Genomic DNA, 24127 nt, shown 5'->3' with positions numbered 1-24127 from the left:
ACAATCTTCGCCGATACGATGACCGGAGGCATCTCATGCTGACCCTTCAATGCCCCTATTGCGGTGTGCAAGCCGATGAAACCGAACTCTCTGCCGGGGGGGAGGCGCATCTGAAACGCTACGGGCCGGGGTCGGAGGATGAGTCCTTCGAGAACTACCTGTTCATGCGCGAAAACCCCAAGGGCGTGCATTTCGAGTGCTGGCGGCACAGCTATGGCTGCGGCAAGTGGTTTCTGGCCGCGCGCTGCACCATGACGCTCGAGGTGTTCGGCACCTACAAGGCGCAAACATCCGAGCCGCCGCAAGAGATCAAGGACAAGATCAGCGCCAAACGGCCCGGCTGGTCATGGAGAGAGTTTCAATGAGCACGCGTCTTGCAACAGGTGGCCGCTTCCTGAACCGGGGCAAGCAGGTCACGTTCCGGTTCAACGGCAAGTATCTCAAAGGGTTTGAGGGCGATACGCTGGCCTCGGCGCTGCTGGCCAATGACCAGATGCTGATGGGCCGGTCCTTCAAGTATCACCGTCCGCGCGGGGTTGTCGCCTCGGGCGCGGAGGAGCCGAATGCGCTTGTGGGTTTGGGCAAGGGCGGGCGGTTCGAGCCGAACCAGCGCGTTACCACGACCGAGCTGTTCGACGGGCTGGAATCGGCCAGCCAGAACCATTGGCCATCGCTGGACTACGATATCGGGGCGGTGAACACCTATCTCAGCCGGTTCCTGCCGGCGGGTTTCTATTACAAGATGTTCCTCTATCCGCGCGCCTTTTGGAAACATGTCTACGAGCCCTTCATCCGCATGTCCGCAGGGCTGGGCAAGGCTCCCAAGGATGCGGATGCGGACCGCTACGAGCATTTCAACGCATCCGTGGATGTGCTGGTGATCGGCGGCGGTGTCGCGGGCTTGCAGGCGGCGCGGGTCGCGGGCCGGGCCGGGGCGCGGGTGCTGCTGCTGGAACAGACCGCCCAATGGGGGGGGCGCGCGCCTGTCGATGGCGGCACGGTGGATGGTCAGCCCGTTGATGCGTGGATTGGAACAGTCGTTTCCGAATTGGAAACAATGCCCAACGTGACCCTGCGTCTGCGCACCATGGGGGCCGGGGTCTATGACCACGGCTATGTGTTGGGATACGAGCGGCTGCGCGACCATGCGCCGGATCAGGACGGCCCACGCCACCGTTTGTGGAAAATCCGCAGCAAGCAAATCGTGACCGCGACGGGCGCGATCGAGCGGCCCTTGTCCTTTGCAGGCAACGACATTCCCGGCGTGATGCTGGCGGGGGCGGTGCGCGACTATGCAGTGAACTGGGGTGTCTCCATCGGTGACCGTGTCGTGGTCGCCACCAACAATGATGACGCTTACCGGACGGCCATCACCCTCAAGGGCTTGGGTCTTGCCGTCCCTGTCATTCTGGACGCACGGCCCGCTGGTGGCGGCGCGCTGGCGGATCAGGCCCGCGCTTTGGGAATTCGCGTTGAAAACGGCAAAGCCATTGCCAAGGTCAAGGGCGGCAAGCGCGTGACGGGTGTCGCGATCTGCACGCAGGTGGGCGAGGGTGCCGTGCTGGAAGAACTGGCCTGCGACGCGGTCGCCATGTCGGGCGGTTGGTCGCCGGTGGTGCATCTGTGGTCCCATTGCGGCGGCAAGCTGATCTGGGACGCGGAACAGGCGATGTTCCGCCCCGATCCAGACCGCGCGCCAACCGGGGCGGATGGCGCGGCAATGGTGATCGCAGCCGGGGCCGCCAATGGCGCGCTGGAACTGGGGGCTGCGCTGGCCGATGCGCAACAGGCAGGCGAGGCTGCGGCGACTGCCACAGGCCACACGGCCCAGCCGGGTCAGGCGCCCAAAGCCGAGCATGTGGCTCAGGCCGCCATCGCGCCGGTCTGGATGATGCCGCAGGGCGCATCCTATGCGCTGCGGTCGAAATCATGGCTGGATTTTCAGAACGACGTGAAAGTCTCTGACGTCCATCTGGCCGCGCAGGAAGGTTTCACGTCCGTGGAACATGCCAAGCGCTATACCACGCTGGGCATGGCCACAGATCAGGGCAAGCTGAGCAATATCAACGGTCTGGCGACGCTTGCTAAATCGCTGAATACCGATATTCCTTCGGTCGGCACCACCACATTCCGCCCGCCCTATACGCCCATCAGCATGGGGGCCATTGCGGGCGAGGCGCGCGGGGACATTTTCCAACCCCTGCGCCGCACGCCGCTGCATGACTGGCACGCGGAAAATGGCGCCTATTGGGAGCCGGTCGGATACTGGCGCCGCCCCTATTGCTATCAGCGCCCCGGAGAGAGCGTGCACGATGCGGTCAGCCGCGAGGTCAAGCAGACCCGCGCCAGCCTTGGGCTGCTGGATGCCTCGACCCTTGGCAAGTTGGTCGTGAAAGGCCCGGATGCGGGCCGTTTCCTCGACATGCTCTACACCAACATGATGAGCACTCTCCCGGTCGGCAAATGCCGCTATGGTCTGATGTGCTCGGAAAATGGCTTCCTGATGGATGACGGCGTGGTCGCGCGCATGTCCGAGGATACATGGCTCTGCCACACCACTACCGGCGGCGCAGACCGTATCCACGCCCATATGGAGGAATGGTTGCAGACCGAATGGTGGGACTGGAAGGTCTATGTCGCCAACGTGACGGAACAATACGCGCAATTCGCGGTGGTCGGCCCCAATGCCCGCAAGGTTTTGGAAAAGCTGGGCGGAATGGACGTGTCCAAGGAAGCGCTCCCCTTCATGCAATGGGCGTCCGGTACACTGGGCGATCTACCCGCGCGGGTCTTCCGCATCTCCTTCTCGGGCGAGTTGAGCTATGAAATCGCCGTGCCCGCCAGCCATGGCCGCGCCTTCTGGGACCGGTTGATGGCCGAGGGGGCAGAGTTCGGCGTGATGCCCTATGGCACCGAGGCGCTGCATATCATGCGGGCCGAAAAAGGCTTCATCATGATCGGGGATGAAACCGACGGCACCGTGATCCCACAAGATTTGGGGTTGGGCTGGGCGATCTCGAAAAAGAAGGACGACTATATCGGCAAGCGCGGGCAAGAGCGCAGCCATATGGTCGATCCGAACCGCTGGCAACTGGTGGGTCTGGAAACACTGGACGGCAGCACCTTGCCGGACGGGGCCTATGCCCTGGCTGACGGGAGCAATGCCAACGGCCAGCGCAACACCCAAGGGCGCGTCACCTCGACCTATCACTCGCCCACGCTGGGGCGTGGGATCGCGATGGGGCTGGTGCTGAACGGACCTGCCCGGATGGGCGACGTGATCAGCTTTGGCAAGACCGACGGCACCGAGGTGAAAGCCAAGATCGTCGATCAGGTCTTCTACGACAAGGACGGGGAGAAGCAGAATGTCTGAACCGGTCAGCGCCCTGAACGGGTCCAGCTTTCAAGGTCTGGTCACATTGCGCGACAGCGGGCCCGTCGGCATGATCACCCTGCGTGGGGATCTGGCAGCAGCGTCGGTGGTGCAGGCCCTCGACAAGGCGATGGGGCTGGCATTGCCGCAGCAGCGCCGGATCACGGCCAATGCGGATGGCACGCGCTCGGTGGCGTGGATGTCGCCGGATGAGCTTTTGTTGATCCTGCCTTATGTGCAGGTGCAGAACGCCTTGGCAGCTATCGAGGCGGCCTTGGCTGGCGTCCATCATCTGGCCGAGGATGTGTCCGATGCCCGCGCGCTGATTACGGTCACTGGCCCCGACGCGCGGGTGCGCGAGGTGCTGGCCAAGCTGGCACCCGTCGATCTGCATCCCGACCAGTTCCAGCCCGGTGACATCCGCCGCACGCGTCTGGCGCAGGTGGCAGGGGCCTTCTGGATGGCCGAGGCAGGGCAGGCACATGTGATCTGTTTCCGGTCGGTGGCGCAGTATGTCTTTGACCTTCTGCGCAGCGCGGCGGACCCTGCGGCCGTGGTGGAATATTTCGGCTGATCCTGGCACAGGGACAGGGCAGGGGTTGACCTTGCCCCCCTCAGACTACCATCTAGGGGCAGAGAACACCGCAACGATAAAGGGGGGCCTTGCAATGGCTTTTACACTTCCTGATCTTCCCTATGCTCATGACGCGCTGGCCGCACATGGCATGTCCGCCGAAACGATGGAGTTTCACCACGACATCCACCACAAGGCCTATGTCGATAACGGCAACAAGCTGATTGCCGGCACCGAATGGGAAGGCAAATCGCTGGAAGACATCATCACCGGCACCTATCAGGCCGGCAGCGTCGCCCAGAACGGCATCTTCAACAACGCCTCGCAGCATTGGAACCACGTCCAGTTCTGGGAGATGATGGGCCCGAAGAAGTCCGCCATGCCCGGCGAGCTTGAAAAGGCCATCACCGAGGCGTTCGGATCGGTCGATAAGTTCAAGGAGGACTTCGCCGCCGCCGGTGCGGGTCAGTTCGGTTCGGGCTGGTGCTGGCTGGTCAAGGACAAGGACGGATCGCTGAAGGTCACGAAAACCGAAAACGGCGTGAATCCGCTGTGCTTCGGTCAGACCGCGTTGCTGGGCTGCGACGTGTGGGAGCATTCCTACTACATCGACTTCCGCAACAAGCGCCCGGCATATCTGTCCAATTTCCTTGAGAATCTGGTTAACTGGGAAAACGTGGCTTCGCGCCTCTGATCCCTTGAACCAAGGGCCAAGGCCAAGGCCTTGGCGAAACCCCGCATTCCTTTGGGATGCGGGGTTTTTATTTTGCCCGATCGTTCATACCTAAAGATCAGCGCGCGCACAGACCTGTCCGGCCCCATGGGGGCCGCGACCCAACATCTGGAGGACGTGATGATCAGACTGGAAAAAGAAACCTGGGTTCTGGTGGCTGATGGTGAAAAGGCCCTTTTTCTGCGCAACGAAGGCGGGGCTGCCGCACCGCAACTTGCCGTGATGCGGGTCGAGCAGCAGGACAATCCGCGACAGGGTGAGCAAGTCTCGGATCGGCCCGGTCGCCGCGCGGACACCGGCGCAGGACAACGCTCTGCGATGGAAGAGGCAGACTGGCACCAATTGGCCAAGGACCGTTTCGCCGCCGATCTGTCCGAGATCCTGACCCGCATGGTCCGGCGTGGCCGTATTGCGCGCATCGTTCTGGTGGCGCCACCCCGGTCCCTGGGTGAATTGCGCGAGCATTTGGACGATACGGTACGCAAGACAGTGATCGCCGAGATTCCCAAAACCCTGACAGGTCACACTTTGCCAGCCCTGCAGAAGATCATCATCGAGGATCTCGAGGCGGTGTCCTAAATCTGCACTATCAGGTCCCGCAACTGACGCATTGAACCCCCGCGCCGTCTGGGCCAAGGTGCCGCAAGGCAGGCCAGTGAACGACGCGGGGACATCCAATTGACCGAGGCAGGCAAGGGCGTTGCGGCATTGGTGGCCGCCTGCACGGTCTGGGGATTGTCCGGGCTGTATTACAAGCTGTTGGCCCATGTTCCGCCCATCGAGATTCTGGCTCATCGCACCCTTTGGTCGCTGGTCTTCTTCACGCTTGTGTTGCTGGTGCAAGGGCGTCTGTCGCATCTGCGCGCGGCCTTGGGCTCGGTGCGGGCTGTGGGGATCGTGGTCTTTGCGGCCGTCATGATCTCGACCAACTGGTTCGTGTTCATCCTGTCGATCCAGATCGGCAAGGCGACCGAGGCATCCTTGGGCTACTACCTGTTTCCCTTGGTGGCGGTCGGGATCGGGCGGGTGATCTTTGGCGAAAGGCTCAGCCGGATGCAGGCGTTAGCCGTGGCGCTGGCGGCGCTGGCCGTGACGGTCTTGACGCTGGGTCTGGGTGCCGCACCCTGGATCGCCTTGGTCCTATCCATGAGTTTCGGGCTTTATGGCCTTGTGAAAAAAAGACTTTCCGCTGGCCCTGTTGTCTCGGTCACGGCCGAGGTTCTGGTTCTCTCGCCCGTGGCCCTGATCGTGCTGGTCCTGGCGCATCGTGGGGATGGCGGCGCGTTCGGCGCAGATCTGGCGGACAGTCTGCTGCTGATGTTCGCAGGCATCCTGACCGCAGGACCCCTGATGCTGTTTTCCTATGCCAGCAAGCGTGTGCGCATGGGAACGGTCGGTCTGGTGCAATACATCAACCCGACACTGCAATTCGTGGTCGCCGTTATGGTCTTTTCAGAACCGTTCAGTTCATGGCATCTCATCGCCTTTGCCTTGATCTGGGCAGCGCTGGCGCTCTACTCGGCCTCGTCTGTTTCGCTGGAACGCGCGGCACGCAGGGCACGGGTCAGCGCCTCCACGTTATCCACGACAGTGATGAACCCGGCCAGGGACGGATCGGCAAAACCCTGAGCGATCACATGGTCGATCAGGTCCACCAAAGGTGACCAGTAACCTTTGATATTCAACAGATAGATCGGCTTGGCATGCAGGCCGAGCTGCCGCCATGTCAGAACTTCGAAAAATTCGTCCAGCGAGCCTGCCCCGCCGGGCAGCACGACGATGGCATTCGAATTCATGTACATGACCTTCTTGCGCTCGTGCATCGTCTCGGTGACGACAAAGCGCGTGAGATCGGTTTTGCCCACTTCCAGCTTCAGAAGATGCACCGGGATCACGCCCAGCGTATCGCCCCCGGCCGCCTGCGCTGCGCGCGCCACGGCGCCCATCAGCCCGACATCGCCCGCGCCATAGACCAGTTGCCACCCCTCAGTGGCCAGAACCTGCCCGAAGGCCGTGGCCTGCGCGTGATAGGCCGGATCATTGCCGCTACGTGCGCCACAATAGACGCAGACGGCAAAACCTTTGGGCTGATGCGACATATGAATTCCCGTTTTCCCGAAAAGGTGCTTTTGACCCGTGATAGCCTTGTTGCTAATCTCGCTCAACCGCCGTGCAGGGAAAACGGCGGACCGGAAGGGAACAGATGGAAAAACAGTCGATGGTGTCGGGCGGCAAGGGGCTTGCTCTGGCGGGTAGTGCGGTGGCAATTGTTTTGGTGCTGCTGGGGCTTGTAATGTCGGGAAAGCTGGCCCCGCCCGATCGCACTGTCAGGGACGAGGCGGTCACGCAGGAACAGGCGTCCGCGCCCCAAACAGCAGCGCCACAGAGCGAGGCGCCGGGCAGTGCAACGCCCGAGGCGTCCGTCGATGAGGCCGTGACCGACAACACCCCTGCCACAACCGCCGAACCGGAGGCAGAGGTTGCGGTTGAAACAACTGAACCGCCCGTGTCTGTGGCGGCCTTGCCAGAGACCGTCGCGCAGACCGAAGAGGTCGTGCCCCCCGCGCCGCTGGCAGGCCCTGCAACGGAACAGGATTCCACCGCTGCGGCACCTGCGGGCGATGCCGTGCCGGAAACGGCAACCGCCGAGCCTGCGCCTGCGCCGACGTCCACCGCAGCCCCTGCCGAAGTAGCAGAGGTTCTGCGGCCCAGCTTTGATACCGTGCGCCTTGCGCCCGATGGCGAGGCCGTGGTGGCAGGCCGGTCCATGGCCGGCAGCACCGTGGACATTCTGCTGGACGGCGTGGTGGTCGGCACCGCGATGACGGGCGGGGACGGGGCATTTGCCGCGTTTCTAAGCCTTCCTCCCTCGAACGGGCCCCGTGTTCTGACGCTGGCCATCAGCAAGGACGGGACGGTGGTCCCTTCGGAGCAACAAGTCATCATCGCACCCGTACAGAAAACAGAAGTCGCTCAGGCCGCAGATGGCAGCGCCCCGGACGCGACCAGCCCGCAGGCCACACCCGAGAACCAGACCGTAGCGGCAGAGCCTGCGTCGGCACCCGCCTTGCTGCTGTCCGACACATCGGGCGTGCGCGTGTTGCAACCTGCCACGCCCGCCGACCCCAGCCGGATCGGCGGCATCGCACTGGACGTGATCAGCTACACCAGCGAAGGAGACGTCCTGTTGCAGGGACGCGCGACGGTTGCGGCCAATGTCCTGATCTATCTGGACAATGCGCCCGTCACATCGGCGCTTGTCGGGGCTGACGGACTCTGGAGCACGGGACTGCCCGGTGTGGCCTCGGGCATCTATACCCTTCGTCTGGATGAGGTCGATGCGGCGGGCAAGGTCCTGTCGCGGATCGAGACGCCCTTCAAACGCGAGGATCGTAACGAGGTGGCGGCCATCGCCGCTGCCAGCGAACCCGCTGCGACAACACCTGCTATGCCGGAACAGCCATCCTCTTCAGGAGCCATGCCGCAGGTGACGGGTGACCAGACGGCGGCGGTCACGCAGGCGAACGAGGATGGTCCTGCCCCCGCCACCGTGCGTGTTGTGACGGTCCAGCCCGGCAATACACTCTGGGCCATCGCACGGGAAAGCTATGGCGAGGGGCCGTTGTTCGTGCGGGTGTTCGAGGCAAATCGCGACAGGATCCGCGATCCCGACCTGATCTATCCCGGCCAGATCTTCGAGATCCCCGAATAGACCGGGTGACGCATCGTCACGGCGAAAAGGTCTGTGCAGATGCGGGCTACCGGGTTTAGCTCGGGTCCTGAACAATCCGGATGTGCAGAAAGGTCGCCGGTGCAACGAATTTTGGTCGATCAGAAGGATATCACCCGCGCGGTGCTCTCCGACGACGGTGCCGCCACACGCCCACTTGCTGCGGGCGAGGCGCGTCTGACTATCGAAAGCTTCGCCTTGACGGTGAACAACGTCACCTACGCCGCAACAGGGGTCGTTCTGGACTACTGGCGTTTCTTTCCCAGCGGGATCGAGGGGCAGGGCATCGTGCCGGTCTGGGGCACAGCCGTCGTGGCTGAAAGCCGGACCGAGGGTCTGGATGCGGGCACAAGGCTTTATGGCTACCTGCCGATGGCCGAGGCGCTTGTGATCCGTCCTGACCAGGTGGCAAAAGGCGTTTTCGTGGACCGCAGTCCGCATCGCGACGGGTTGGCTTTGGTGTATAACACCTATGTCGCGGTCAAGGCGGGTGCGGCCTATGACGACCATCTGCGAAGCCTTTTGCAGCCCTTGCTGGCCACGTCCTATCTGCTGTTCGATTGGCTGGCCGACAATGACTGGTTTGGCGCAGAACAGATCCTCGTGGGCAGCGCCTCGTCCAAGACCGGGCTGGGCCTGTGCAAGTATCTGGCAGAACCTGTAGACCGCCCCTATCGCATTGTTGGTCTGACCGGAGCAGGGAACCTGCCCTTTGTCGAAGGGTTGGGCGCATGTGACACGGTGTTGCGCTATGATGACATCTCCGCCGTGCCGCTGGTCCCCAGCGTCTATGTGGATATGGCCGGGAATGCCGAGGTCAAGATGGCTCTGCACACTCATTTGGGCGACCATCTGCACCATTCGGCGGCGGTGGGCACCAGTCACTGGGACAAGTTCGCCCCGCCGCAGAACCTGCCCGGACCCAAGCCGCAATTCTTTTTTGCACCATCCCAGATCGCCAAGCGACGCAGCGAATGGGGACCAGGCGTCATCGAGGCGCGGATCACCGCCGCATGGAAGCGGATCGCGGCGGATGCCGGGGGCTGGCTGGAGGTTGTGACCCATGACGGGCTGGTCGCTGCACCTGCGCTCTGGGCTGATCTGGCAGCGGGACGCACCAGCCCCCGAGAGGGGCACATTGTCCGGGTCTGACAACGGCGCGCTCTCTGGCCTTCGCCTGAAAAGCGGCTTATCTGTCTGGGGCTGATGAAAGGCCTCTCCCATGCGACCAACACCCCCCCTGTCTGATGAAGCAAAGGCCGAGCGGCGCTCGGGCCTACGCACGATCCGGCGAGTCTCGCCCTATCTGTGGCCTACGGATCAGCCCTGGGTCAAACGGCGGGTCGTCTTGGCGCTGCTGGCGCTGCTGTTGGGCAAGATCGTGGCTGTGGGCACGCCGCTTCTGTACAAACAGGCAGTGGACGCACTGGCGAATGAAGGGGTCTCGCCCCTGATGCTGGGCGCGGTGGGACTGACCATCGCCTATGGCATGGCGCGGCTGCTGTCGAACGGGTTCCAGCAATTGCGCGATGCGGTCTTTGCCGCTGTAGGGCAGCGCGCGCTCAGGGCGCTGGCGTTGGAAACCTTCACCCATATCCACCGCCTGTCCATGCGCTATCACCTGACGCGCAAGACAGGGGGGCTCAGCCGGATTATCGAACGCGGGGTGAAGGGCGTGGATTTTCTGCTGCGTTTCTTGCTGTTCTCGATCGGCCCGCTGGTTCTGGAACTGCTGATGATCGCGGGGATTTTGTTCTTCCTGTTCGATGTCTGGTATCTGGCGGTGATCGTGATGACCATCGCGGTCTATGTCTGGTTCACCTTCGCCGTGACCGAATGGCGCGTGAAGCTGCGCAAGGTGATGAACGACCAGGACACGGACGCCAACCAGAAGGCGATAGACAGCCTGTTGAACTTCGAGACCGTCAAGTATTTCGGGGCCGAATCCCGCGAAGCGCGCCGCTATGACCGGGCGATGGAGCAATATGAGGCCGCCGCCCTCAAGACAGCCTATTCGCTGGCTTTCCTGAACTTCGGGCAGGCGTTTCTGATCACGGCGGGGCTTGTGATCGTGATGGTCATGGCGGCGGTGGGCGTGGAACGCGGCGACCTGACCGTCGGCGACTTCGTCATGGTCAACGCCTATATGATCCAGATCACCATGCCGCTGAACTTTCTGGGTACCGTCTACCGCGAGATCCGGCAGGCCTTGGTCGACATGGGCGAAATGTTCGATTTGCTGGAGCAACCTGCCGAGGTATCCGACAAACCGGGCGCAAATGTTCTGAAAGTGCAAGGCGGAGAAGTCGAGTTGCGGGATGTGCATTTCGGCTATGACCCGGAGCGCGCGATCCTCAAGGGGGTCAGCCTCAAGGTCGGCGCAGGCGAGACGGTGGCGATTGTCGGCTCTTCCGGGTCGGGCAAGTCAACCATCGGACGGCTGCTGTTCCGCTTTTATGACGTGACCAAAGGGGCTGTGCTGATTGACGGGCAGGACCTGCGGGACATCACGCAAGTCAGCTTGCACGATGCCATCGGTGTGGTGCCGCAGGATACGGTGCTGTTCAACGATACGATCCGCTACAACATCGCCTATGGCCGCGATGGCGCGACCGAGGAACAGATCGTGCAGGCGGCGCGCGACGCGCAGATCCATGATTTCATCACGCGCCTGCCCGATGGCTATGACACGCAGGTGGGTGAACGCGGGCTGAAACTCTCGGGCGGGGAAAAGCAGCGCGTGGGAATCGCCCGCACCCTGCTGAAGAACCCGCCGATCCTGCTGCTGGACGAGGCGACGTCGGCGCTGGATACCGAGACAGAGCAGGAAATTCAGGGTGCGCTCGCCCGCGCGGCCGAAGGGCGCACGGTGCTGATGATCGCGCACCGCTTGTCCACAGTGGCCGATGCTGACCGGATCATCGTGCTGGAAGATGGCCATATCGTCGAGGAAGGCACGCATCTGGACCTGCTGACGCGCAAGGGCCGCTATTGGGGCCTGTGGCAGCGTCAGGCCAGCGAGCGTGAGGCGGCGGCCTGACCGGCGCTGAATGGCGGCTTTGCCGCCATGCCTTCGGCGAGGATATTTGGAGCAAGAAGACGCAGCGGCGCCGGGTCAGGCGCCGCTTTTTCCTTGCATCACTCCGCCGCCCGCAGGGGTGGTTGCGGCGTCGTCAAGGGATCAGGCTGTGCCACCGGGATCACAAGAGGCGGATCAAGGCTTTCATCATCCCAGATGATTTCAGGAGCCTTCAACTTGCGCGCGGCGCGATTCAGCGCCCAATCGCGGGCGGCCTGACTGCCGCGCCCGAAGGACAGGATCGCCAGCATCCGCGAGAGAGCCAGCGCATAGGTGCTGGCCCAGACGCGAAGCGCCAGAAGCGACGGAGTGAAGACCAGCGTCAGCATCGTGGCGATGCCCAGCCCGAACACGACCGCTGTCGCCAGTTGCTTCCACCACAGGGCGGTGGGGCTGTCGATGGAATAGCCGCCATTGATGAAATCAAGGCTGAGGCCGAACATCATCGGGGCAAGCCCCGCCATGGTGGTGATCGTCGTCAGCAGAACCGGGCGGATGCGATCTTCTGCGGTGCGGATGATCGCTTCGATCCTTGGCATGTACCGGGAATATTCCTGATAGGTGTCGATCAGGATGATGTTGTTGTTCACCACGATCCCCGCCAAGGCCACGATGCCCGTGCCCGTCATGATGATCGAGAAGGTCTGATCCATCACCAGCATTCCGATCAGCACGCCCGTGGTGGAAAGCACGACCGCCAGCAGCACCAGCACCGAGTTATAGACCGAGTTGAATTGCGCGAGCAGGATGATGAACATCAGACCCAACGCCCCCGCAAAGGCATTCGCCAGAAAGGCCCCGGATTCGGCCTGATCCTCCTGATCTCCGGTCCATTCCCATGCGACGCCCGCAGGCAGCGGGTTGGTTTCCAGCCAATCGGTCAGCGTCTCAATCCGCTCGGTGGCGGTGATCGGCACCTGGCTCGTGGCTCCATCTGCCGCTGTCACCGTGCGGGTCAGACCATCCGCCACACCGGCCTTGACGTCGAAATAGCGTTTCCCGTCAACGCGCTTGATCTGCGCCAGTTTCGGCACCGGCTGGCGCGAGATGAAATTGGCCAGCGGCACCAGACCGTCCGAGGTGCGGACCTTGAGCGTATCAAGAGTGGACAGCACCCGGTCATCCTCGGGCAGGCGCACGCGGATCTCGATTTCCTCATCGGACGTGTCCACGCGCATTGTGTCGAGCAGGATCCCGCGCGTCACAAGCTGGACCATGCCGCCGACGGTGGCCACATCGGCACCGAAACGGCCGGCTTTTTCCACATCCACGTCAATCTGCCAGTCGATGCCGGGCAGGGGAAGCGTATCCTCGATCAGGGTCAGGCCCTCGCTGGCCTCGAACTGCGCACGGGCAAGGCGCGTGGCCTCTTGCAGGGCCTCCCAGTCGTCGCCCTTGAGACGCAGATGCACGGGTTTGGCGGATGCGGGGCCGCGCGCCTGTGCAATGACCTCGACCTGAAGGCCGGGGATGGCGGCGATGGCGGATGTCAGCTCTTCAATGACCAGATCCCCGTCCAGTTCCGGGCGGTCGCGGCGATCTTCCCATGGGATGGTTTCAAGCTGGATCTGGCCGATTGTGTCCAAGGGCGGCTGTGCGCCACCCGTATTGGCATTCAGCCCGCCGTCACCGGCAAAGGCGAAGGCGTTGTCCACCCCGGGATGCGCCAACACGATCTCTTCGGCCTGACGGACCAGCGCGTCTTTTTCCGCCAAGGACAGGTTGCCGCGCGCGCGGACATAGACGATAGCCTGTTCCGGTTCGGATTCGACGAAAAACTCGACGCCGCGACTGTTCTGCTGGAAGGTCATGAAGACCACCACGACGAAAGCCATCACCACACCGATGGTGACCAGCGGCATGACGGGATTGGCGGTGATCACCCGAATGAAATGACCAAAGAGCGTGCGGCGATGTCCTGCGGTGATGCGGCGCGGTTTGCGCTCGATCCGTGCGGCACCCAGCGTGATGGAAGACGCGAAAGAGCCCAGCAGGAACAGAACGATGCCCGGCAGCAGCGCGACGAAGCCGCTGCCGATGGGCTGGCCACCAAAGAGATAGCCGGGGTTCAGCACCTGCATCGCACCCAGAAACACCATATAGAGGGCAGGCGGCACCAGTGCGGCGCGACCCCACCACGGCAGGGCACGGCGCAGTGCATCGGACGTGCGGCCGAACATCCGGCTCATGCGGCCCGTCACACCGCCCATCACAGGCAGGTAGATCAGCGCCACGATCAGGCTGGCGGAAAGCACGAAAATCAATGTCACCGGCAGCATGCCCATGAACTCGCCGGGCACACCGGGCCAGAACAGCATCGGCAGAAAGGCGCAAAGCGTGGTCGCGGTCGAGCTGACAATCGGCCAGAACATGCGCTTGGACGCCTCGACATAGGCGGTCATGGGGCCGGAGCCCTCCTGAATGCGCTTGTCGGCATATTCCACGACGACAATCGCACCATCGACCAGCATGCCTACGGCAAGAATCAGGCCGAACATCACGATATTCGAGATGGTCACGCCCATCATGGCCAGCAGCACGAAACACAGCAGGAACGAGGTCGGGATGGCAAAGCCCACCAGCAGCGCGGCGCGGGTGCCAAGGCTGGCCAGGATCACGATCATCACCAGTGCGATGGCCGTCAGGACCGAGCCTTCCAACTGACTGACCATCGAGCCAACGACCCGGCTTTGGTCATTGGACGTGCCCACCTGCACAGCGGCGCGCAGGTCTTCGGGCCATGACGCCTGCGCCTCGTCGACCACGCGGCGCACCGCGGCAGCGGTGTCGATCAGGTTGAAACCCTTGCGCTTGACCACCTGCAAGGCGACGGTCGGCTCTCCGTTGAAGCGGGCGGTGCCCAGACGATCCTCGAATGTCATGCGGATGTCGGCCAGATCGCCCAAGGTCACGACGCGCGTGCCGTTGGTCTTGACAGGTAGGGTATAGATGTCGCGCGGTCCGTCGAAAGACGAGGGGATCTTGACGCTGAACGTGCCCTGCGCGCTTTCCACCTCACCGGCGGCGATGAGCATGTTGTTATTCTGGACGACATTGATCAACTCGCCCGCCGTGACGTTATAGGCTTCCAGCCGCAGCGGGTCGATCACCACTTCGACCATCTCTTCGCGGTTGCCGGCAATACCGGCCTCCATCACCGCATCCAGACCCTCGATCTCATCCTGAAGGTCCTGCGCGATGCGCGCCATGGTGCGTTCGGGCACATCGCCGGTCAGGTTCACGATGATGATCGGAAACTCGGAAAAGTTGATCTCGTTGATCGAGTATTTCTCGAAGCCGGCGGGAAACTGACCCTCGGCATTGCTCATGGCCTCGCGGACATCGGCCATGATCTTGGTCTTGTCCCAGCCAAACTCGAATTCCAGCGCCACGCCGGCATAATTTTCGGCGGCGGTCGAGGTCATCTTCTTCAGCCCGTCCAGATCGGACAGTTCCGTCTCCATCGGCTTGACCAGCAGCGCCTCGCTATCCTCGGCGGAAATGCCGGGGAAGGGGACCGAGACGAAGAGCGCCGGTATCTCGATATCAGGCTCGCCCTCCTTGGGCAGGCTGACATAGGCAAAGGCACCCACGGCCAATGAGAGGATGATGAAGGCCATCACCATCCGGGCGCGGGACGCGGCCCAATCCACCATGCCGATCATCACTGGGCCTCGCGGTAGGTCGGGATCACGGGCACGCCATCGGCGACATACTCCTGACCCACGACGATGACATTGACCGTGTCGTCCAACCCGCTGACCCACACGCCTTGCGCCGTATCGCGTAACAGGCTGACCGGGGCGAAGAGGGCGGTCTTGTCCGGCGCGACAAGGCGCACACCCATCGCCCCGTCGTCATTCAGCGTCAGGGCCGACTGAGGCAGCAGATGCGCGCGGGTGCCTTGGGCTGCAATGGCGATCTCGGCGGTCTGTCCGTCACGGATCGCCAGATCGGCATTCGGAACCTCGATATCCACGCGGAAAGTGCGGGTCATCGGATCGGCCGACCGCGAGATGAAGCTGACGCGTCCCGCAACTTCCTGCCCGGTGGCCAGACGCGCACCGGCCATCGCATCAAGGTCGATCCTGTCCACCTCGGTTTCAGGCACGAAACCGACCAGTCGGATCGGATCAAGCTGGATCACCGTGGCGCAGAGCCCGCCCGGTTGCAGCAGGCTGCCTATCTCGGCGCTGTCGCTTTCGAGAATGCCTGCGAAAGGCGCCATGATCGTCAAACGCTCGATTTCCTTGGCGGCGGCAGCCACGGCAGCCTCGGCGGCACGCAGATTGGCCTCGGTCGTGGCCACACGGGTCGAGGAGGCGAAGCCATCCTGTGACAGCCGGTCAGCCGCTGAAAAGTTGATCCGCGCATCGGCCAGACGTGCCTCCGCCTCGGCCAGCATGGCGTCGCGCGTGCCGATGTCGATGCGGCAGATGATCTGTCCTTCCTCGACAAAGGTGCCGCGGCGCAGCGGTTCGGACATGACCCGGCCTGATGTTTCAGCGCGCAACTCGACCTCGCGTGCGGCCTGCGTCTCGCCGCGCAGGATCACGGCATCCTCGACACCGCGCGCCGTTGACGACAGGGCGACGACCCGGACGGGCTCCGGCCCGGAAGGCGCCGCTTCTGGCGTGGCGGCATCTGCGGGTTCATTGCCGGCAATGGCCAGAAGCGCATCGCGGTGCAGAACAAGCGCGAACAGGAACGCCGTCACAAGAACAGCGAGGAGAACCGGAACCAGACGCATCAACTGTCCTTTTGGTGTGGCACTCTGTGCCGGAACGACCGGACATCCCGGCCTAGGGGTCTGTCGTTCAATACGCTAAACCGACCAGTTCAGATTAAACATTTCTGCAAGACCGCGCAAGCGCGGCATCGCCAACGCAGCAAGGCTTCTCACGTCTCTGTCGCAGACTATTGGAAACGCTTGAAAGTGCGGCGTCCGAGGGGGGCAAGGAAAGGACAACCCCTTGGCAAACGGGCGGAACCCGGCGCAGCGCATGCCGCAACCCATCCCGGCCCCTTGGCAGGGCGACGGCTTCACGGTAAGAGGGGGCAAAGCTTAAAAGGGGCAGCGCGTGAGCCAGAGCGAAAGTTTCATCGAGGAAGTCACCGAAGAGGTCCGTCGGGATCGGCTTTACGGCCTGATGCGCCGTTATGGCTGGATCGCCGTGCTTGTTGTGCTGGCGCTGGTGGGTGGTGCGGCCTGGAACGAGTGGCGCAAGGCGCAGGATGCCGCGGCGGCGCAAGCCACGGGTGATGCACTGATCGCAGCCTTGGAGGCCGATGAGAGCGCAGCACGGGTTGCGTCCCTGCGCGAAATGGACGCGTCCTCGGTCGGGGCGCGCATCGCGCGGGACTTCCTGACGGTGTCCGAACTGATCGAGACGGGCGCGACCGACGAGGCGCTGACACTGTTGCAGGGGATCGCCTCGGACGGTCAGATCGACCCCGTCTATCGCCAATTGGCCGGGTTCAAGGCTTTGCTGCTGGATGCGGGCGAAACAAGCCTCGCCGACCGTCGCGTCGGGTTCGAGGGCATTGCCCAGACCAGCCCGATGCTGCGGGTGGCCGCCGAGGAACAACTCGCCCTGATCGAGATCGAAGAAGGTGACATCGAGGCCGCGATAACCCGGCTTCAAGCCCTTCAATCGGATGCCGAGGCGACAGCGGGCTTGCGTCAGCGGGCGTCTCAGTTGATTGTGGCGCTTGGTGGTTCACCGGATGGCACCGGCACGGCCGGAAACTGAGAAGGTGCCGCGCGCCCCGACCTTGGCAAGAGGCGGGCAGTGCGGCAGGGAAGGCGAGGCGAGCGTGAAAGCAACATCTTTGCACAGGACAGGGTGGATCGCAGGTCTGGCCGGCGTCGTCTTTCTGTCGGCCTGCGCTGAACGGCAAGTCATCCTTCCGGGCGTCCGAGAGGATCTGCGCGCCGTGATGAGCACGGGGGTCGAAGATCCCGCCAGCGCCCGGAGCGAGAACCTGAACCTGCCGATCAGTCTGCCCGCGCAGGTGAACAATGCCGATTGGAGCCACCGGCCCAATACGGCGCGCTACCGCACCGAGAACGCGGCCCTGTCGACCCGTCCGCAGCTGGCATGGTCCGCCAATATCGGCGAAGGCGATGGCAAGCGGCAGCGCATCGTGGCCGACCCGGTTGCAGGACAAGGCCGCATCTTCACGCTGGATGCAGGTGCCACGGTGACGGCGACAGCCTCCTCTGGCGGCACGCTGTGGTCGCGTGACCTGACGCCCTCGGCTGACCGGTCGGATCAGGCGACAGGGGGCGGGCTGGCGCTGGCCGATGGCGTTCTCTACGTCTCGTCCACCTTTGGCTTGCTGACCGCACTGGACGCCGCCACCGGCGAGATCCGCTGGCAACAGAAGCTTGAAGCGACCGGATCGGGCACACCCACCGTATTGGGCGATCTGGTATATCTTGTGTCGGGCGGCGATACCGCCTGGGCGATCGAGACGGCCACGGGCCGTGTGCGCTGGCAAACTTCGACCGCGCCGGATCAATCCAATGTGCTTGGCGGGGCCGCCCCGGTCGTCACAGATCAACTGGCGATCTTTGCGTTCGGCAACGGTGAAGTGCAGGCCACGTTCCGTCAGGGCGGCTTGCGTGTGTGGGATGCCATCGTCTCGGGACAGCGCCGTTTCAGCGCCCTCGCGCGGGTGGCTGACATAACCGGCGATCCGGTTCTGGCGGGGGACACGCTCTATGTCGGCACCCATTCAGGCCGGATGGTGGCGCTGGACATCGCCAATGGCGAGCGGCGCTGGACGGCGCAGGACGGGGCCATCAGCCCGGTCTGGGTGGCCGGAGGTTCGGTTTTTGCGATCAGTGATCGCAACGAGTTGATGCGGCTGGATGCGAATGACGGGACGCGGATCTGGGGCGTCAAATTGCCGAACTTCACCGAACGGCGTCCACGTCGTCAGGTCGAGGTCGTGGCCCATTATGGACCGATCCTTGCGGGTGGGCAGCTTGTCGTCGCCTCGAATGACGGGCAGTTGCGCTTTTTCGACCCCGCCTCCGGCGCGCAGACCCACGCGGTGACAGTGCCCGGCGGCGCGACCTCTTCGCCCATTGTTGCCGGTGGCACGCTGTTTGTCGTAGGCACGCGGGGGCAATTGCACGCTTTCCGTTAAGCGCGCGATAGTGTATCGCAGCCGCTTGACCGGAACCGGAGCCGCAAGACCATGAGTTTCACCTTGGCCATCGTTGGCCGTCCCAACGTGGGAAAGTCCACTCTTTTCAACCGATTGGTTGGAAAGCGCCTGGCCCTGGTCGATGACCAGCCCGGCGTGACTCGCGATCTGCGCGAAGGGGACGCCCGGCTGGGCGATCTGCGGTTTACCGTGATCGACACGGCCGGTCTGGAAGAAGCGACCGACGAATCCCTCCAAGGCCGGATGCGCAAGCTGACGGAACGCGCCGTGGATATGGCTGATATCTGCCTTTTCATGATCGACGCCCGTGTCGGTGTGACCCCCACGGATGAGGTCTTTGCCGAAATCCTGCGCAAGCGCGCTAAACATGTGATCCTTGCCGCCAACAAGGGCGAGGGGCGTCTGGCCGATGCCGGGGTGATCGAAGCCTACGGTCTGGGTCTGGGCGAACCGATCCGCCTGTCCGCCGAACATGGCGAAGGGCTGAACGATCTGTATTCGCAACTGATGCCGCTGGCTGATGCTTTCGAGGAACAGGCCAAAGTGGATGGCAGCGACCTTCCCGAGATCGACGTGACGCTGGACGAGGAAGATGGCGACGACGAGTCCAAGTTCCACGTCCGCTGGCCCACGATCGACAAGCCGATGCAGATCGCCGTGGTGGGGCGGCCCAATGCCGGAAAATCCACGCTGATCAACAAGATCCTTGGCGATGAACGCCTGCTGACCGGACCCGAGGCAGGGATCACCCGCGATGCCATTTCCCTGACGATCGACTGGGAAGGCATGCCGATCCGCATCTGGGATACGGCGGGCATGCGCAAAAAGGCCAAGATTCAGGACAAGCTGGAAAAGCTGTCCGTCTCGGACGGTCTGCGCGCGGTCAAATTCGCCGAAGTGGTGATCGTCCTTCTGGATGCGGCCATTCCCTTCGAGCAGCAGGATCTCCGCATCGCCGATCTGGCCGAGCGCGAGGGTCGTGCGGTCGTGATCGCGGTCAACAAATGGGATATCGAGGATGACAAGCAGGGCAAGATCAATGCTCTGCGCGAAGCCTTTGAGCGGCTCTTACCGCAACTGCGCGGCGCGCCTTTGGTGACCGTGTCCGCCAAGACCGGCAAAGGGCTGGACCGTCTGCGTCAGGCCGTCGAAAAAGCCTATGACACATGGAACCGTCGGGTTACGACGGCGCAGCTGAACCGCTGGCTGGCGGGCATGATGGAGGCGCATCCGCCCCCCGCGCCCGGCGGCAAGCGGATCAAGTTGCGCTACATGACGCAGGCCAAGACGCGGCCACCCGGCTTTGTCGTGATGTGTTCCAACCCCGAGGCCATGCCCGCCAGCTATTCCCGCTATCTGGTCAACGCCCTGCGGACCGATTTCGACATGCCGGGCACGCCGATCCGCCTGTTCATGCGCGGGCAGGGTGAAAAGAACCCCTACAAGGGGCGGCGCGAGCGTAACGCAGGCGCGCTGACCAAGCATCTGGGCAAGGCCCCGACACCTCCCAAGAAAGGGCGGCGCTGAAAAGCGCCGTCCTCAGGCGCGCCAGTTTGCGACCATGCGCCAGCCCAGCAGCGCGATGCCAAGGATGACAAGGGCCAGAACGATCCAGTTCGGGCCGTCTAGGTTCGCGACCAGCACACCGACCAGCGCCCAGACCACCGCCGCCGGATAGCCGGGCGCATCCGGACGCAGCGCCTGCACCGTCAGGGCAATCACCAGCGCCACCGTGAGTCCCAGCAAGGCGGCCATCTGTGCGTCAAGATAGCCATAGCCGGCAAGGATCAGTCCCAGCGCCACGGAAGAGGCTGCCGTCAGCCATCCGGCGTAAAGGGCAATCGGCGTCCGCAGCCAAAGATGATCCGCCTTGCCCGCGCGCAGCAAGGCCAGAACCGCTGTCACCAGCATCGCCCAGATCAAAACCGTCGCCCAGAGAGGCGAAAGCTGTGCGACCGGAATCCAGGCTGCGCCAATCAGCAGGCTGACGGTCAGGGCAGGGCGCATCGGCTCCCAATCAGGATCGGTGGCGCGGTCCCAGATCCCGTAGACGGCTCCGGCGACAAGCCACAGATAGATCAGCCCCCAGATCGCAAAGGCATAGCCTGCGGGTTGCACCGGCGGATTATCCTGCGGGATGGGAAACTGATCCGGCGCAAAACCGTTGAATCCCGACGACAGCAGCGGCGACAAGGCGAAGGCAAGGGCTGCCAAGAGCACGAGGAGGGAGGTCTTGCGGGTCATCGCCGGTTTTCGCCTTTTGCTTGTTCGGTTGCACCACATATAACCATCTGCAAGAGAAAGCCAAAGGCTGCTCTGCCCAAGGGCGGGGCAGTACGGGCGCAATTGCGATATCTGCGTAATCTTGAGGGCGGACCGCCATGAAGCGTATCGTATTTTTCTGTGACGGCACATGGAACCGAGCGGATGCGGCGCGGCCCACCTCGATCCTGCGACTGGCGCAGGCGGTCACACCCTCTGCGGCGGACGGGATCAAACAGGTGGTGTTCTACCAGCAGGGTGTTGGCACCGGACGCGGCACCTCGCGCCTTGCGCGGGGGATGGACAAGTTTCTGGGCGGCGCGCTGGGGTGGGGCCTTGAGGACAACATCGTCGAGGCCTATCGCAACCTCGTCTTCTGCTATGAACCGGGTGATCAGATCTTCATCTTCGGTTTTTCGCGCGGGGCCTATACTGCACGGTCACTGGCCGGATTGATCCGCAAGGCCGGTATCCTGCCGCGCGACAAGGTGCATCTGGTGGGGCAGGCGATGGAGCTTTACCTCAAGCGCGGCCGTGCGATGGCCCCCGATACGGATGCGGTCATGACCGAACGCGCGGCCCTGTCACCCGATGTGGCGACAAGTCAGGCCGAAATCGAATGGCGCTTGTCGCAGGGGCGTCTGGATCGCCGGGGTGAGCCGCCGATCCTTGTGCAGATCCGGTATCTTGGCGTGCTGGATACGGTCGGCGCGCTGGGACTGCCATCCGTGTTGGGAATATTCGCCCGGATCGTGAACGACCGCTACGCCTTTCACGATACGGACCTGTCCCATCTGGTGCTGTCCGCGCGCCATGCGGTGGCGATAGACGAGCGGCGGGTGCTCTATCCGCCCGCGCTCTGGGGTAATCTGGACGGGCCCGACGGTCTGAACGGTGATCTGACCGGGCCTGACCGCCCTTATCAGCAGATGTGGTTTCCGGGCGTGCATGGGGTTGTGGGCGGCAGCGGGCCCGTGCCGGCATTGTCGGCCTATCCGGCAGGCTGGATCGCGGAAGGGGCGCGGGCGGACCATGCCGGGCTGGACTTCGACCGCATCGCATTGCAGGAGCTGACCGCCCCCGCAGATCCGGTGGCCGAGGCGGGCATGATGCTGCAAAAGCAGTCTTTCGCAAACCTTTACGGGTTGCTTCTGTCAGACAGAAGCGGTCCGCAAAAGGCTGCCGAGGTGGCTGAGGCGGCCCGGCTGCGGGTCATCCGCATGGGGGGCTACCGCCCCGGCAGCCTGAGGCGCGTGCTGCGCGACCTGTTCGGGCCGCGCGGCAGCTAAGCCTTCCCGCCGCGCTGTCAGACCAGCGCGCCGGTGGCGTCGATCCGGGTCTTGCCGCCCAGATAGCCTTGCAGCACCTCGGGAAGATCCACCGACCCATCGGCCTGCTGACCGTTCTCCAGCACCGCGATCAGGCAGCGACCGACCGCCAGCCCCGAGCCATTCAGCGTATGCACGAATTCGGGCTTGCCGCCATTGGCCGGTTTAAACCGCGCATTCATGCGGCGCGCCTGAAAATCACCGCAGACCGAGACGCTGGAAATCTCGCGATAGGTATTCTGGCCGGGCAGCCAGACCTCAAGGTCATGGGTCTTTTGCGCGCCAAACCCCATATCCCCGGTGCACAGCACAACCACACGGTAGGGCAGGCCCAGCTTTTGCAGAATCGCTTCGGCGCAACCGGTCATGCGTTCATGTTCGGCCAGACTGTCCTCGGGCCGGGTGATGCTGACCATCTCGACCTTCTCGAACTGGTGCTGGCGCAGCATCCCTGCCGTGTCCTTGCCCGCCGACCCGGCTTCCGACCGGAAACATAGCGTATGGGCGGTCATGCGGATCGGCAACTGCGCCTCCTCCAGCACGTCGCCCGCGACGGTGTTCGTCAGAGTCACCTCAGACGTGGGGATCATCCACCAGCCATTGGTGGTGCGATAGCTGTCCTCGGCGAACTTGGGCAGTTGGTTGGTGCCATACATCGCCTCGTCCTTGACCAGAACGGGGGTGATCATCTCGGTCAAACCATGTTCGGACGTGTGCGTATCCAGCATGAACTGCGCCAAGGCCCGGTGAAGCCGCGCGATGGCCCCTTTGAGGACAACGAACCGCGCACCCGACAGTTTCGCGGCCGTGGCGAAGTCCATCCCCGGCTTGACGGCGGGAATGTCGAAATGCTCCAACGCTTTGAAATCCAGCGTGCGCGGGGTGCCCCAGCGGTTACGCTCGACATTCTCTGTCTCATCAGCCCCTTGTGGTACCTCGGCGAGGGGGCTGTTGGGCAGCGTCAGCAAAAGATCGGTCAATTGCTGATCCAGATCCTTGGCCTCGGCCTGCATCGCGGCGACTTCGGCCTTCTTCTCGGCCACCAGCGCGCGCAGACGTTCAAATTCAGCCTCGTTCCCACTGGCCTTGGCTGCGCCCACGTCCTTGGACGCGCGGTTCTGTTCGGCCTGTGCCGTTTCCGCTGCGGTGATGCGGGCGCGCCGCGCCTCGTCCAATGCCAGAACCTCGGATGACATCGGCGCGGCTCCGCGCCGCGCAAGGGCGGCGTCAAAAGCGGCAGGATTTTCGCGAATGGCGCGGATGTCGTGCATGGCGTGCTCCGGTCTGGCTGGGTCCTTGCACCCATATGCCGCAATAGCCTGTCCGATTGAAGGGGGAATTGGCGACCGACACGGCTGCCAAGGTCAATTGGCGCATGCGGCCGCGATCATGGCGATTGGCCGTTTCCTGCCTTGCAAAAGGGGGCGTCGGCACATAGGTTCCCTGCCAATTCAAAGGGGGCCAGCCGGCCCCCTGACGCTTCATGACAAGGACAGACCGATGGAAGCTTTTGCGCAGTTTATCCCGCTTATCCTGATCTTCGCGATCATGTATCTGCTGCTGATCCGCCCCCAGCAGAAAAAGCTGAAGGAACATCAGGCCATGGTGGCCGCGCTGCGTCGCGGGGACCAGATCATCACGCAAGGCGGGATCATCGGCAAGGTGTCCAAGGTCAAGGACGACAACGAGATCGAGGTCGAACTGGCCGAGAACGTGAAGGTGCGTGTGGTCAAATCGACCGTCGCGCAGGTCATCTCCAAGACTGAACCGGCCTCGAGCTGAGATCAGCGCGCCTTGGGCCTTGTGGTCCCCGGCGCACTGTTTTTGCATTTAAGGCCCTTTGAGTTCAGACGGCCCCCCTTCGACAAA

At 63.2% G+C, this 24127-nt stretch carries 19 protein-coding genes; 14 read left to right on the top strand and 5 right to left on the bottom strand.

What is annotated here, in order from left to right; translation table 11 throughout:
- The first annotated feature begins 35 nt into the window (after positions 1-35).
- The 6 genes from PVW27_RS02905 (at position 36) to rarD (ending at position 6309) form a co-directional block, all read left to right on the top strand.
- Positions 36-365 (top strand): sarcosine oxidase subunit delta, encoded by a 330-nt coding sequence (locus PVW27_RS02905; protein WP_274555031.1) that lies wholly within the window; start codon positions 36-38, stop codon positions 363-365.
- On the top strand, positions 362-3373 hold the full coding sequence (locus tag PVW27_RS02900; protein ID WP_274555030.1) for a sarcosine oxidase subunit alpha family protein: 3012 nt from the start codon (positions 362-364) through the stop codon (positions 3371-3373). Before PVW27_RS02905 ends, PVW27_RS02900 begins: the two co-directional genes overlap by 4 nt.
- Positions 3366-3947, top strand: coding sequence for a sarcosine oxidase subunit gamma (locus PVW27_RS02895; RefSeq protein ID WP_274555029.1), 582 nt, complete (start codon positions 3366-3368; stop codon positions 3945-3947). The genes PVW27_RS02900 and PVW27_RS02895 overlap by 8 nt, the downstream gene beginning before the upstream one ends.
- Before the next feature lie 94 nt (positions 3948-4041).
- Positions 4042-4641 carry a superoxide dismutase gene (locus tag PVW27_RS02890; protein WP_274555087.1) on the top strand — a complete coding sequence of 200 codons (600 nt, stop codon included), beginning with the start codon at positions 4042-4044 and terminating at the stop codon, positions 4639-4641.
- A 159-nt stretch (positions 4642-4800) separates the two neighbouring features.
- Positions 4801-5259, top strand: a complete 459-nt coding sequence (locus PVW27_RS02885) for a host attachment family protein (RefSeq protein ID WP_274555028.1) — start codon at positions 4801-4803, stop codon at positions 5257-5259.
- Between the two features lie 99 nt (positions 5260-5358).
- The gene (rarD, locus tag PVW27_RS02880) at positions 5359-6309 is read left to right on the top strand and encodes an EamA family transporter RarD (protein WP_274555027.1); all 951 of its coding nucleotides are present in this window, start codon (positions 5359-5361) and stop codon (positions 6307-6309) included.
- Here rarD and PVW27_RS02875 read toward each other — a convergent pair.
- Positions 6195-6779, bottom strand: coding sequence for a TIGR00730 family Rossman fold protein (locus tag PVW27_RS02875; protein ID WP_274555026.1), 585 nt, complete (start codon positions 6777-6779; stop codon positions 6195-6197). The two genes, rarD and PVW27_RS02875, sit on opposite strands and share 115 nt — an antisense overlap.
- Before the next feature lie 104 nt (positions 6780-6883).
- On the opposite strand from PVW27_RS02875, the gene PVW27_RS02870 reads away from it, so the two are divergent.
- The 3 genes from PVW27_RS02870 (at position 6884) to PVW27_RS02860 (ending at position 11450) form a co-directional block, all read left to right on the top strand.
- Positions 6884-8392, top strand: coding sequence for a LysM peptidoglycan-binding domain-containing protein (locus PVW27_RS02870; protein ID WP_274555025.1), 1509 nt, complete (start codon positions 6884-6886; stop codon positions 8390-8392).
- 99 nt (positions 8393-8491) lie between these two features.
- Positions 8492-9562, top strand: coding sequence for a DUF2855 family protein (locus PVW27_RS02865; RefSeq protein ID WP_274555024.1), 1071 nt, complete (start codon positions 8492-8494; stop codon positions 9560-9562).
- Between the two features lie 70 nt (positions 9563-9632).
- Positions 9633-11450, top strand: coding sequence for an ABCB family ABC transporter ATP-binding protein/permease (locus PVW27_RS02860; protein WP_274555023.1), 1818 nt, complete (start codon positions 9633-9635; stop codon positions 11448-11450).
- A gap of 98 nt (positions 11451-11548) precedes the next feature.
- Here the strand turns inward: PVW27_RS02860 and PVW27_RS02855 are convergent, their stop codons facing one another.
- Together PVW27_RS02855 and PVW27_RS02850 are read right to left on the bottom strand one after the other, a co-directional pair.
- Positions 11549-15154: an efflux RND transporter permease subunit gene (locus PVW27_RS02855; RefSeq protein ID WP_274555022.1), complete on the bottom strand. Its 3606-nt coding sequence runs from the start codon at positions 15152-15154 to the stop codon at positions 11549-11551.
- Positions 15154-16239, bottom strand: coding sequence for an efflux RND transporter periplasmic adaptor subunit (locus PVW27_RS02850; protein WP_274555021.1), 1086 nt, complete (start codon positions 16237-16239; stop codon positions 15154-15156). Before PVW27_RS02850 ends, PVW27_RS02855 begins: the two co-directional genes overlap by 1 nt.
- A 331-nt stretch (positions 16240-16570) precedes the next feature.
- Here PVW27_RS02850 and PVW27_RS02845 point away from each other — a divergent pair, with 331 nt between their 5' ends.
- From PVW27_RS02845 to der, 3 genes are all read left to right on the top strand, one after another.
- Positions 16571-17242 (top strand): hypothetical protein, encoded by a 672-nt coding sequence (locus PVW27_RS02845; protein WP_274555020.1) that lies wholly within the window; start codon positions 16571-16573, stop codon positions 17240-17242.
- A 64-nt stretch (positions 17243-17306) separates the two neighbouring features.
- Positions 17307-18647 (top strand): PQQ-like beta-propeller repeat protein, encoded by a 1341-nt coding sequence (locus PVW27_RS02840; protein ID WP_274555019.1) that lies wholly within the window; start codon positions 17307-17309, stop codon positions 18645-18647.
- A gap of 51 nt (positions 18648-18698) precedes the next feature.
- Positions 18699-20195, top strand: coding sequence for a ribosome biogenesis GTPase Der (der, locus tag PVW27_RS02835; protein WP_274555018.1), 1497 nt, complete (start codon positions 18699-18701; stop codon positions 20193-20195).
- A 12-nt stretch (positions 20196-20207) separates the two neighbouring features.
- Here the strand turns inward: der and PVW27_RS02830 are convergent, their stop codons facing one another.
- Positions 20208-20912 (bottom strand): TspO/MBR family protein, encoded by a 705-nt coding sequence (locus PVW27_RS02830; RefSeq protein ID WP_274555017.1) that lies wholly within the window; start codon positions 20910-20912, stop codon positions 20208-20210.
- Between the two features lie 137 nt (positions 20913-21049).
- Between PVW27_RS02830 and PVW27_RS02825 the strand changes: the two genes are divergently transcribed.
- Positions 21050-22219 carry a DUF2235 domain-containing protein gene (locus tag PVW27_RS02825; protein ID WP_274555016.1) on the top strand — a complete coding sequence of 390 codons (1170 nt, stop codon included), beginning with the start codon at positions 21050-21052 and terminating at the stop codon, positions 22217-22219.
- A gap of 17 nt (positions 22220-22236) precedes the next feature.
- Here PVW27_RS02825 and serS read toward each other — a convergent pair whose 3' ends face one another.
- Complete coding sequence (gene serS, locus PVW27_RS02820; RefSeq protein WP_274555015.1) at positions 22237-23529, bottom strand: serine--tRNA ligase; 1293 nt, start codon at positions 23527-23529, stop codon at positions 22237-22239.
- 229 nt (positions 23530-23758) lie between these two features.
- On the opposite strand from serS, the gene yajC reads away from it, so the two are divergent.
- On the top strand, positions 23759-24040 hold the full coding sequence (yajC, locus tag PVW27_RS02815) for a preprotein translocase subunit YajC (protein WP_274555014.1): 282 nt from the start codon (positions 23759-23761) through the stop codon (positions 24038-24040).
- Positions 24041-24127 lie beyond the last annotated feature (87 nt).

The organism is Seohaeicola sp. 4SK31 (assembly GCF_028802875.1).
Classification (GTDB): domain Bacteria; phylum Pseudomonadota; class Alphaproteobacteria; order Rhodobacterales; family Rhodobacteraceae; genus Seohaeicola.
This window is presented reverse-complemented; position numbering and strand designations above follow the sequence as displayed.